Origin of the sequence: Pedobacter sp. Leaf132 (assembly GCF_920984695.1) — a bacterium.
GTDB lineage: Bacteria > Bacteroidota > Bacteroidia > Sphingobacteriales > Sphingobacteriaceae > Pedobacter.
This window is the reverse complement of record NZ_CAKLBO010000001.1, coordinates 565870-577754: the sequence shown is the minus strand read 5'-3', so window position 1 is coordinate 577754 and position 11885 is coordinate 565870. Positions and strand designations below refer to the sequence as shown.

The window sequence follows — 11885 nt, the reverse complement described above, 5'->3', positions numbered from 1 at the left end:
TATTTTATTTATGGCGATTTAAGCCTTTAAAGCTTTAACAATATTTAATTTAGACATTCTCCAGGCCGGATAAACTCCGGAAATTAACCCGAATAAAAAGCATGTTAAAAGACTTATAAAAAAGACTTTTAAATTCATGCTGAGGTTGAAGTTTGATATGTAATCTGAATCATTTATCAGGTAAATAACCAGCACAGAAAGCAAAATTCCTATCAACCCACCTATAAAAGTTAAAATTAAATTCTCGACAATAAACTGGTAAACTAAGGTTTTGGAAGATGCGCCAAAGGCTTTGCGGACGCCAATTTCTGATGAACGTTCCATAATTCTGGTGATGTTAATGTTAACCAGATTGATGGTTGGAAGCAGCAAGAAAAGTAAAACAAAAACACCGCCAATGGTAATTACTTTAGTAACACCATCATCGGTAGAATTTCCGGCCATTCTACGTGTTATGCTAATTAAATGCTTATCTGCATTGCAATAAATTTTATCAAACTCTGGCGGAATAGGCAATTTATTAACCATTTGAGCAAATTCTTTCTTCATTTTGGGTAAGTCGCTTTCAGTTCGACCAAGCAATACGCCATTACATGACCCCATTAAACCGGTATCTTTTTTATCTCTCGAAAGTGTAAATGGCAAGTACATATCTCCAGTAAAATTGCGCACCGAGCCCGGAACATTTTCTACTACACCAATAACCCTATAGTTAATATTATCAGCAGAAATGTATTGACCAATAACTGATTTTACATCACCAAAATAAGCCTCCTTTGTCTCTTTAGAAATTACCGCAACACGCTCTAAATTTTTAATTTCTACATCGGTATAGGGCTTACCTTCAATAAACTTGTAGTTCAAAACATTCCAGTAATCGGCGTTGGTGTATTTGTAACCAATAACCAGTTTTTTATTGTTAACATAAGCATTTGAAGATTTCTCGCCCGAGGAAATGGCTATTTTGTAAACTGTTTTTAATTTCGAAGCATATTGTTCAAAAAAATGAAAAGATAGGTTACTCATATTTACCCAGCCTTGTTTCGTATTCTTGATTTCTATTCTTTCTACGTATAGCGAACGTTCCTGTTTATCATCCGGGTAATCCGGACTAAACATTTTATCTGCCAAAGCAGTTGCAACCATTAATATGGTAAGCGTAAAGCTGATGCCAAATAAGCTGATGAAGGTGAAAAACTTTCTCCTTTTTAATACAGCGATAGCAATTTTGAAGTAATTCTTTAACATAGCTGTTTCTTTATTGAACTTGAGAACCATCAAAAAGGCGTACTAACCTATGCGTTTTTTGCGCCATACTTTCATCATGGGTAACCATTACAATGGTAGTACCTTCGTTTTTATTCAGGTTAATGAGTATATCCATAATCTCGTTACCCATTGCGCTATCCAGGTTACCGGTAGGCTCATCGGCAAGTATAATTTGCGGCCGACCAACAATTGCCCTTGCAATGGCTACGCGTTGTCTTTGCCCGCCAGACAGCTGACTAGGAAAATGTTTTAACCGATTAGATAAACCAACTTTTTCTAATGCTGCTGTGGCAAGTTCTTTTCTTTCTTTAGCAGATAAACTGCGATAAAGCAATGGCAATTCTACATTATCCAAAACTTGCAGATCGTTAATTAAATGGTAACTCTGAAAAATGAAACCCAGTTTTTCATTTCTGAAATTGGCCAGTTTTTTATCTGTAAAACGGTTAATGTCTTGATTATCGATAACGATATTGCCTTTGGATGGATCATCTAGCAAGCCCATAATGTTTAGCAACGTGCTTTTACCGCAACCGGAAGGACCCATGATGGATAAAAATTCTCCTTTGGCAATATCTAAACTAATGTTATTTATGGCCAGTGTTTCTACAGTGTCGGTTCGGTAAACCTTTTCAATATTTTGTAAGCGTATCATAATGTGTAAATTAATGTAAGGTTATGGAAAATGGATTAGTAAGGATGTAAAATATATGATGGTTGATGGAAAATGGATGATGGAAATGGTTATTGATCATTGCGATTTGGTTCTTGGTCTTTGGTTTTTATTTATTGTAAATTGCTCATTGTTTATTGTTTATTGTATATTCTTTAATTCCATTTTACCCAAATAAGAAAACCAGAGCAGCTGAAAAGAATCTTAACATATTAAACTAATTTTAGCCTTTAGTGGAGCAGCCACAGGCTCCGTTCTCTTAATCAGGTTTTTATGTTTTCAATAGGTAATTTTTACATTTTTTTCAAAATCGTATAACGATAAGTAGCGAAGCTGATAATAAGCGCCCCAGAAATCGCGAAGCGAAGAAACATAATCTCGTTTGGCTCTATCATTTTCCTGAAAAGCAATGCTTAAATCTGTAATACTCAGGTTGCCTAAAACATACCTTTCGCTGGCTATTTTATATTTTTCTGAAGCAATATTTTCTGCCGCATCGGTTAATTTGATTTGTTCTTTCATCATATTAAAAAGTGTTACCTGGGTAATAATCTGCTGTTCAAAAACCTGCTTATCCTGCTCTACCGCATAAGTGGTAAATTGCTCATTTGCCAATGCCGTTTTAGTACGTGATTTTGACCTTCCCCAATCCATTACCGGGATAGATAATTGTAATTCTACAGATTGCTGACTTCTTGGGTTGCGGTAAACATCAAGAGCATTGATACCCGCATTTGAGAAACCAAGATTTGCCCGCAAAGTAGCTTTCAAACCATTTTCGCCTTTGGCTTTTGCAACATCTCTCTTTGCCTCCGCTAACCGGCGGATAAAACCAATTGCATCTGAACGATTTTCAAAGGCTTGCGCCAAAACTCTATCGGCCAAAACAGACATTTGTGCAACCGCAGCAGGCATTTCAAGTTTTATGCGATCATCTCCTTCTATACCGGTATAACTGCGGAGATTTAAAGTGGCTATTTCCACATCTCTTTTTGCCGTTCCAACTGCTTTTTGGGCATTTAAAACTTCCAGCTGTAATTGCAAAATTTCATTTTTAGAGATTTTACCCAATTCAAATTTTGTATCGGCAATGCCCAAAATCCTTTTCGTATTTGTAAAATTCAATTCTGCAATATTCAGGTTTACCTGCGCCAGTAATAAATCGAAAAAATACTCCGTTACCGTGATGGAGATTTTTTCCTGCGTTTCTATAAAAGTCTGCTTGCTTTCATTGTATTTTAAGGGTTCAATCTTTTGATCCCATTTTAAACTGTTAAACTGCAAAAGCGGCTGCTGGTATCCAATACCATAAGGGATACCATTGTAAAGCACATTATTTCTATCAAAATCAGTAAACCGTTGTAGCTGTGTAGTGCCAAAAATTGTTCCGCCTGTTGCGGCAATACTCTGACTAAAATTTAGCGTAAGCGATGAATTATCGTAATGCACAGGCTGAAAAAGAATGGTTCCGTTTGGCTGTTGCACCTGGCTATAAGTTTTTGTATAACCCGGTAAAATACCTTCTAAAGAAAGCTGTGGCTGATAATTGGATTTAAAAGTACGCCATTCCCAGTATTTTGTTTCTTTTACGGTGATGGCTTGTTTGGCGGCGATAGAGTTTGATTTCGCCATTTGCACAACTTGTGGCAAAGTCAGTTTCAAGGTATCCGTTTCGGCTAAAGCAAAACTTGCAAACCTGATGGCCAAAAGTAAAGCGCTAAGTAAAATTCTTTTCATCGTTTTAATTACTTAGCGTTACGTTTTTTACATTTTTAAAATCACTCATATCCGATGTGATAATTTCATCGCCTGCTTTTAAGCCACTTTTTATTTCAACAAAGTCGAAATTACTCAAGCCGGTTTTAACAGTTCTTCGCTCTGCAACACCCTTATTTAAGACAAATATTTCCTGAAGATTTGAACCATTAAATGCTGGTCCGTTGGCTACCCTTAAAACACCGTTTCGGGTTGCCGTAACCAGAAAAACATCAACCTTCTGGTTTGGGCGTAAAACCTTATTATCTTTTTGATTTAACTGAATATCGAAAGAAACGATGGCATTACTTACAGATGGAGAAATATTGGTTATGGTTCCACGTAATTGCTCATCGCCCACGCGAATAATGGCCGCCATATTTTGATGGATTTTATCCAACAGATTATCAGACAAACTTCCGGCAATTTTAAAACCGCTTAAATCTGCAATCCGCACTAAAGCCTCACCCGCCTGCACGCTACTGCCAATATTTTTATTTACCCAGGTAATTACGCCAGGTCTGGTTGCAATTAAGTTGGCTAAATCCAATTTGCGTTTTAAACCATTTAAATCATTTCGCTGTATGGCCAGCGCAATTTCAGCTTCCCTGATTTCTATTTTCATGGTTTGCTGCTTGCTTTTGATTTCGTTCTCGAGCTGAAGTTTTTCCAGATTGGCAACGCGTAAATCAAGTTCTGCCCGTTCCACATCTTCTTGTGTACCACCACCGGCTTTTAGTAATCGCTTTGCGGAAGAAACCGCATCTTTTAGATTGCTGATGCGCAATTGTTTTATACTGTTACTCGATTTGATATCGAAGAAACTTTTTTCTAAATCGAGCTTAAGCTTACGGATTTCATTCTCTTTAGATTCCATTTGAAACTGAAGCTTGCCATACTCATCTTCAGAAACAGATTTATCGAGTGTTAAAATTGATTGACCTTTTTTTACCTGATTACCGGCATCCATTAATACTTTTTGGATAGAAGCATTTATCGGACTGGTTAAAACTTCTTCAAATTCGGGAAGCACTTCGCCGGTGGCATTAATTGTATTTTCTATTATGCCAACTTCTACCTTTGAGGTGGTGATATCGGCATCGGTTAAAGAAGGCTTAAAATAAAATCTTAGCAACCAAACAGCCGCAATAAGCACAACTAAAACTATAAATATGATGAAGTAAGTTTTCTTCCTTTTTTTCGCTAAAACTTCTTCTTCAATGAGCTTGTCCATTTAAATATTTTTGAACAAGCTTTTACAAGCAAAATGCCAAAGTTAAAATATTAACAATCAGCTAATTATAATTTAAGCTCAAACAAAAAATGCCCGATATCGAACGTTGTGTTTTATATCGGGCATTTATATGAACTTGTCACCTTATGGCTTATCGCTAATTTTAAACGTTTCTTTCATATTCACTAATCCTTTATTGCTAATGCCTTGAACGATGATTGAAAAATCATCAGCAATATCGCCGGCCTTGAAACTAATTGGAATTTCACCTGACGCATTTGTTACCATACCGGATTGCCAGTACAAGGTTGAGTGGTATTGCAAACCGCCATCATCTTCTACAGCCATATAATATTCTTTACCAGTATTAATACCTGCAATAGCAATTCCCATTTTTTCATTTTCGGTTAAGCAGCCTGTATACCAAACTCTTTCTACTTTAAACTGTGAACCCTGCAAATCAGTTCGTGTTAAATAAGGCGTATTTTTGATTGGCTTTAGCCTTCCGGAAAGTGGCGTGCCGGGATAATTTAAGTAATGATGAACACTAACATAATCACCACATTCATTAGCACCAGCTTCACCTTTAGTTCCATACATAGCACCTTTCTTTACTGTTATCTCTACATCTTTTAAAGCAATTACGTTTTGAAGATTTTTTAATATGGAATTTTCCTGATGATTTAGCAAACTTTCGAATATGGTTGGTTTCATCTTTGATACCAGTGCATTAGTTATAGGCAATAAGGCATCAGCAATTTTAAAATCGTAATTATTTTTATCTACACCAACCCGCAAAAACACATTATTATTTCGTTCTACCATGATGTCGTCATTACGCAAATTGAATGAACCATCCGTATTGGTTTCTATAATGCCGGTTTTAATGCTTCCGAAAGAAATTAAATTAACTGCTTTTTTTAAAGGTTTCTGACCATTAAATACCGCACCACTCATAATGTTCTCCTTTACCATAAACACTGAATCACGGTTTAAGGCTTGCAAAACTGCCGTATATCGCCTCCATCCTTTTATTAATAATATATTTTCCAGATATTCTTTATCCTGCAAACCATTACCCGATGGATTTGCAGGCAATTCGTTAAGCGAATTATTTAAGTAAAAATAATGCTCGATGTTTGCTGTTTTGGTACTTAAACGATTATTTTGCACCACAGAAACCGATACAATACCCGACGCCGCCTTGCCCTCCATATCAGATAATTTCAGCTTTAACTTTACAGAATCTCTTATATTATAATTTTCCTTTTCAATTTTGATATTTTGAGATAAATCCTGTTGATTGTGGTGTGCAAAGAACAGCCGTTCGGCCAAAGGTTTTCCAGATGCATCCAGAATGGTAATCGTATTCAGGCCTTTTTGAAGTGCTTCGATTGAAATATTATTAACGTTGGTAGATGCATTTGTATTCCCTTTAAGTAAAACATAATCTCCCGAATCATTATGTAGCATCATTTGAATGGGCTTAACTTGTTTAGAAGCAATTATAAATCGCAAACTATCATTCAAAACCGCTTTTGGAATATGTAAAGTAATGTCTGTATCGGTTGATTGCGCAGGAAGTTTAATATTTATACCTTCTGATGCATAAACTCCTGGCTGTAATCTTACACTATATTCGGCTCCATCATTAGGGGTAATTACAAACGAGCCCAAGCCATAATTATTAGTTGAAACTTCATACAAGGCTTCATTATTTTTCATTAACATTCCTTTTAAAGATAGCGGACGCCCATCTGCAGTTGTAACTTCCCAGCCTACACGTGATTGCAGATCGGCCACAAGCGCTCCCCCTTCCGGATAAAACTTTACATTCAACTTTTGCTTTTCTTGTGTAGGTATAAGCTTTGTATGGTACTGCACTTCGCCATCAACATTTACATTTAGCAATAGTGTTGTGTTTTGCTTTAAGAGATGCTCCGGAATAGAAATGGTGGTCTGCTTACTATCGATTTTAATCGATTTGGAAAAATCTGCTCCCAGCTGATAATTTAATGAAACTACTGCCTTGCGATTCGCATCCAGACCATCAATATTGACCTGAAACCGCATTGCACCATTTTTAATAAGGGTATCTAACCAGGTAATTCTGCTTGTAAAAGTAGGCTGACTAATATTAAATACCTTAATTGACGACCTGAATTGAGCTATTGGTAAATTCTGTGCATTTAAAACATTCGAATAGGCCATTAACTGATAATTTCCCGGTGGAATTGAATCTGGCAATAACACAAAACCAGAACTTAAACCGTCTGTAATCACAAATTTTTGCGAAACCGCTGATTTTCTGGTCTGCTCGTTTACAAGGGCAACATTTAAAAGCTTATGTTCTGCTATCGGATTGGGCGTATTAAGAAGATAAGCACTGAACCAAATTTTTTCGTTGTTGGTGTAAATATCTTTATCATGATGAAGATAGAGGAAAGAAAATGGTTTAATTTTTCGGAGCTGATTTAAATTTTCATTTAATTTAGATTGCGAACATACCGAACAAGCATGAAAAATGAATACAAAGGCAATGATAATATTTTTCATCTGCAAGGACGATATCGGTTAATAATTAATTTATGGTAATATCGCGAATCAAAGCATGGAAACTAAATCTATAGTTTCATTGTTACAAACTTATCGCCTAGCTGCAAATTTTGTTTAAGCAAGCGTAATCATATTTTTTGCCGGGTTTGGATATAACTTTAATTTTTTCAGAAGGAAATAGAATTATTTTTTTAGCGATTTTATCATAGGTCAAGATTGGGAAATATTTATTAGTCTAATTTAGCTTTAGCATAAAAAAATCACCTAAAAATAAATCAAACCTAAAAACTTAAAGCTATGAGTACACTAAGATTAAAAGACGGAACAGAAATTTTCTATAAAGACCAGGGCGAAGGACCTGTTTTGATGTTCCACCACGGATGGCCATTATCATCTGATGATTGGGATGCCCAGGTTATCTTTTTCCTGCAAAAAGGATATCGGGTAATTACACATGATAGAAGAGGCCATGGCCGCTCGAGCCAAAACATTTATGGCCATAATATAGAAACTTATGCTGCTGACGCTGCAGAATTGGTTGATCATCTCGATTTAACAGATGTTATTCACATCGGCCACTCCACCGGCGGCGGCGAAGTGATTCGCTATGTACACAAGTACGCCAACGGAAGAGCAAAAAAAGCAATATTAATCAGTGCCGTTCCTCCAATAATGGTTCAAAGCGATAGTAATCCTGATGGTGTGCCCATGTCGGTATTTGATGGTATTAGAGAACAAACTTTAAATAACAGACAACAGTTTTTTTTAGATTTAACTATACCTTTTTATGGTTACAATAGAGCAGGCGCCGATGTTAAAGAAGGCGTGCAGCGTAACTGGTGGAGACAAGGAATGATGGGTGGTATTGTTGCGCACTATGATGGCATAAAAGCATTTTCAGAAACCGATTTCAATGATGATTTAAAAGCGGTAGATATCCCGGTATTGGTACTTCACGGTGAGGATGACCAGATTGTACCCTATCAAAATGCCGGCGTAAAATCTGCCAAATTATTAAAAAACGGGAAACTGATAACTTATCCTGGTTTTCCGCATGGTATGCCAACCACAGAAGCCGCAACAATTAATAAAGATATCCTGGAGTTTATTCAATCTTAAAAAGTTGTTTGTTTGCATAGATTTTTTTTGACAAAACGAAAATACATTAAAACACGAAAGCCTTTAATTAACGTTGAAGGCTTTCGTGATCCAGCTGGGATTGGCTCAGCCCCGCAAGCCTTGGCTTAGCCCCGAGCCTTTTTCAAATTGAACCCGCCCGGCGCTTCTGTTCGAACCCCAGCGGCTTAAAATAAAAAATCCCCTAACTTTCGTTAGAGGATTTGCTTGTGATCCCGCTGGGATTCGAACCCAGGACCACTACATTAAAAGTGTAATGCTCTACCAGCTGAGCTACGGAATCGCTCCTGTTTAAGGAGGTGCAAATATAGAAATTATAAGTATTCGTGCAAAATTTATTTTAAATAAATATTAAATGTAGGTTAAACCCATTGCTAATCAAAAACTTAAATTTATATCTTATCCAAACACTAAGGTTATTGTAAATAAGAAACTGAGCCATATCACTAAAATTAACCCATAAGCAGGTTTTAATTTAAGCTTTGCGTGCTTTCCTCCAGCTATGCTGAAGAAATTGTATAGAAATTCGAATAATAACTGAATCATAAACATGTAAGGTTTATTTTAAAGGTAAATATTTTATAGCGCAATTAAAAAGTTACTAAGCAATTGAGGGCTTAAGGCCCCAATAAATTATATTTGTTTGGCTCTGCAACATGGCTTGCATACGCCTCAACCAAACAACCAAATCATTTTTTTACTGTTTATGACCAGAAAATTTTACTTTCTAGCCTTATTTGCGTCCGCATGTATTCCATCGGCAGTAAGCGCACAAAACAATCCCGGCAATACCAGGCAACAAGTTGCTGCTCCGGCCACCAACATTGCAGCCTTTACAAAGGATTTCAAAAAACAGGAAGGTTATTTCAATTATTACTATGATGAAAAAACCGGAAAATTGTTTCTGGAAATTGATCAGTTTGATAAAGATTTCCTTTATTTTAATTCTTTAACAGATGGAGCCGGCAGAAATGCAGAACGTGGCGGAGCCTCAACCAACGTTGTGCGTTTTATTAAAGTTGGCCCGAAGGTTTTCCTATTAGAGCCCAACCTGGCTTACCGTGCGGGTAATAACAATCCCGATGAAATTAAAACAATTGAAGGTTCTTTTGCAAAATCGGTGATTTGGGGTTTTGCACCTGTAGCAAGCGAAGGCAATAAAGTTTTGATAGATTTAACGCCATTCATCATAAGGGATAGTCAGAATATTGGGGGAATAATTGGTGCACCAGCTTCATCGGGTGGTGCCGACGGCCGCGGAGCGGCAACCGGTGGTGGCACTTATCGCATTGATGAAAGCCGTTCGGCAATTTATTTACCCAACACCCGAAACTTTCCAAAAAACACAGAATTTGAAGCCATGGTTACTTTAACTGGCGGTGCACCAAATGGCCGGGGAAACATTGCCCCGGATGCGAACGCAGTAACCGTACGCATGCATCAATCTTTTGTAGAATTGCCAGAAGCGGGCTTTAATCAGCGAAAATTCGACCCACGTTCGAGCTATCAGTTATTTAGTTATACAGATTTTTCTGCACCAATGAATGAATCTTTAGTTAAACGCTTTACAAGAAGACATCGACTGGAAAAAAAAGACCCGAATGCAAAATTAAGTGAAGCTGTAAAACCAATAGTGTATTATATAGACAGAGGTGCACCTGCGCCTATTAAAAAAGCATTGATAGAAGGTGGCGCTTTTTGGAATGAGGCTTTTGAGGCTGCAGGATTTAAAAATGCTTTTCAGGTAAAGGAGTTACCCGAAGGTGCCGACCCGATGGATATTCGATATAATGTAGTAAACTGGATTACCCGTGCAGGTAGTCCGAGGGCTTTCTCTTATGGTTCATCTTACAGCGACCCACGTACAGGCGAAATTATTAAAGGCGTAGTTACTTTAGGTTCAGACCGCCATCGCCAGGATTATTTAATCGCTGAAGGATTATTGCAACCTTACACCGATGGAAAAGCAGTTAGCAAGCAAATGGAAGAAATGGCTTTGGCGAGAATCAGACAGCTATCGGCCCATGAAATCGGGCATACCTTAGGCTTAAACCATAACTTTGCTGCCAGTCCGAAAGACCGGGCATCGGTAATGGATTACCCCTTCCCGCGTATCAAACAAAAAGCAGATGGTCGTATAGATTTATCTGATGCTTATGCAAAAGGAATAGGCAGCTGGGATAAAAGAGCTATAATGTGGGGATATAGCGTGTTTCCTAAAGGCGCTGATGAAAATGCTGAGCTGGACAAAATCATGAATGAAACCTTGAAGCAAGGCTTTCAATATATACCTGATATTGGCGGTTATACACACCCTGCAGCGAACCAATGGGAAGATGGAGAAAATCCAATTACTGAACTTAACCGCTTAATGAAAATTAGAAGGCAGGTTTTGGATAATTTTTCAGAGAAAGCAATTGTTAAGGATGCGCCAATGGCCACCTTGGAAGAAGTTCTGGTTCCAATTTATCTATTGCATCGTTATGAAATTGAGGCAGTCGCAAAATCAATTGGTGGTCTTTATTTTACCCACGCGATTAAAAATGACGGGCAGAAACCGACAAAGATGGTCGAGCCGGCACAGCAATGGAGTGCATTTGATGCTTTGATGGCAACCATTAGTCCGGAAGCACTAGCTTTACCCGAAAGCCTGATTCAGAAAATCCCACCACGCCCATCAGGTTATCCGGCTTCGGCAGAAACATTTAGTGGCTATACCGGCCCTACATTCGACCCAATTGCTACTGCGGAAGCCGCAGCAAATGAAACCATTTCTTCATTACTAAACCCCGAACGTGCCTCACGTTTGATTGAATACAACGCCAGAGATGCTCAACAACCGGGATTGATAGCCATAATTGAAAAGTTAATTGCCAAAACCTGGAAAGCTAAGCCTTTAACCGGTTATAATGGTGCTTTACAAACTATGGTTAATAACTTAACTTTAAAGTATCTGCTGCAGCTTGCAGCAAATGATAAGGCTGCCGAAAATGTGCGTGGCGAAGCCCTGCTAGAGGTTACAGAATTAAAATCGTGGATGAACAGTCAATTATCAAATGCATTGCCCAAACAAAAGGCTAACCTCCTTTATGGCTTATCGCAAATTAAAGATTTTGAAGAGTCTCCATCAAAATTCCAACCTGCACCAGCACAGGTAATGCCTCCGGGCGCACCAATTGGAATGGGTGGGTTGGACTTTATAGAAAATTGGAAATAAGAGAATGTTTCTAAATTAAAAACAGATTTATTTCGCACCAAACA

The 11885-nt window shown here is 37.7% G+C and carries 7 protein-coding genes and 1 tRNA gene; 2 read left to right on the top strand and 6 right to left on the bottom strand.

What is annotated here, in order from left to right:
• Nucleotides 1–18: 18 nt before the first annotated feature.
• The 5 genes from LUA86_RS02485 to LUA86_RS02465 all read right to left on the bottom strand — a co-directional run bounded on the left by LUA86_RS02485 (nucleotide 19) and on the right by LUA86_RS02465 (nucleotide 7487).
• A complete protein-coding gene (locus LUA86_RS02485; protein WP_231458974.1) occupies nucleotides 19–1248 on the bottom strand; it encodes an ABC transporter permease in 1230 nt (409 codons plus the stop codon).
• 10 nt (nucleotides 1249–1258) lie between these two features.
• Entirely contained in the window at nucleotides 1259–1924 is a 666-nt protein-coding gene (locus LUA86_RS02480; protein WP_231458973.1) for an ABC transporter ATP-binding protein, read from the bottom strand.
• Between the two features lie 297 nt (nucleotides 1925–2221).
• On the bottom strand, nucleotides 2222–3679 hold the full coding sequence (locus LUA86_RS02475; protein WP_231458972.1) for a TolC family protein: 1458 nt from the start codon (nucleotides 3677–3679) through the stop codon (nucleotides 2222–2224).
• A 4-nt stretch (nucleotides 3680–3683) separates the two neighbouring features.
• Nucleotides 3684–4931: an efflux RND transporter periplasmic adaptor subunit gene (locus LUA86_RS02470; protein WP_231458971.1), complete on the bottom strand. Its 1248-nt coding sequence runs from the start codon at nucleotides 4929–4931 to the stop codon at nucleotides 3684–3686.
• A gap of 144 nt (nucleotides 4932–5075) precedes the next feature.
• The gene (locus tag LUA86_RS02465; RefSeq protein ID WP_231458970.1) at nucleotides 5076–7487 is read right to left on the bottom strand and encodes a hypothetical protein; all 2412 of its coding nucleotides are present in this window, start codon (nucleotides 7485–7487) and stop codon (nucleotides 5076–5078) included.
• A 297-nt stretch (nucleotides 7488–7784) separates the two neighbouring features.
• Here LUA86_RS02465 and LUA86_RS02460 point away from each other — a divergent pair, with 297 nt between their 5' ends.
• Nucleotides 7785–8606 (top strand): alpha/beta fold hydrolase, encoded by an 822-nt coding sequence (locus LUA86_RS02460; RefSeq protein ID WP_231458969.1) that lies wholly within the window; start codon nucleotides 7785–7787, stop codon nucleotides 8604–8606.
• A 228-nt stretch (nucleotides 8607–8834) separates the two neighbouring features.
• Here the strand turns inward: LUA86_RS02460 and LUA86_RS02455 are convergent.
• Nucleotides 8835–8907, bottom strand: a tRNA-Lys gene (locus tag LUA86_RS02455).
• A gap of 423 nt (nucleotides 8908–9330) precedes the next feature.
• Between LUA86_RS02455 and LUA86_RS02450 the strand changes: the two genes are divergently transcribed.
• A complete protein-coding gene (locus LUA86_RS02450) occupies nucleotides 9331–11841 on the top strand; it encodes a zinc-dependent metalloprotease (protein WP_231458968.1) in 2511 nt (836 codons plus the stop codon).
• Nucleotides 11842–11885 lie beyond the last annotated feature (44 nt).

Coding starts and splice junctions, on each gene's coding strand:
- LUA86_RS02485 (WP_231458974.1), bottom strand. CDS start 1,248: ATGTTAAAGAATTACTTCAAAATTGCTATCGCTGTATTAAAAAGGAGA.
- LUA86_RS02480 (WP_231458973.1), bottom strand. CDS start 1,924: ATGATACGCTTACAAAATATTGAAAAGGTTTACCGAACCGACACTGTA.
- LUA86_RS02475 (WP_231458972.1), bottom strand. CDS start 3,679: ATGAAAAGAATTTTACTTAGCGCTTTACTTTTGGCCATCAGGTTTGCA.
- LUA86_RS02470 (WP_231458971.1), bottom strand. CDS start 4,931: ATGGACAAGCTCATTGAAGAAGAAGTTTTAGCGAAAAAAAGGAAGAAA.
- LUA86_RS02465 (WP_231458970.1), bottom strand. CDS start 7,487: ATGAAAAATATTATCATTGCCTTTGTATTCATTTTTCATGCTTGTTCG.
- LUA86_RS02460 (WP_231458969.1), top strand. CDS start 7,785: ATGAGTACACTAAGATTAAAAGACGGAACAGAAATTTTCTATAAAGAC.
- LUA86_RS02450 (WP_231458968.1), top strand. CDS start 9,331: ATGACCAGAAAATTTTACTTTCTAGCCTTATTTGCGTCCGCATGTATT.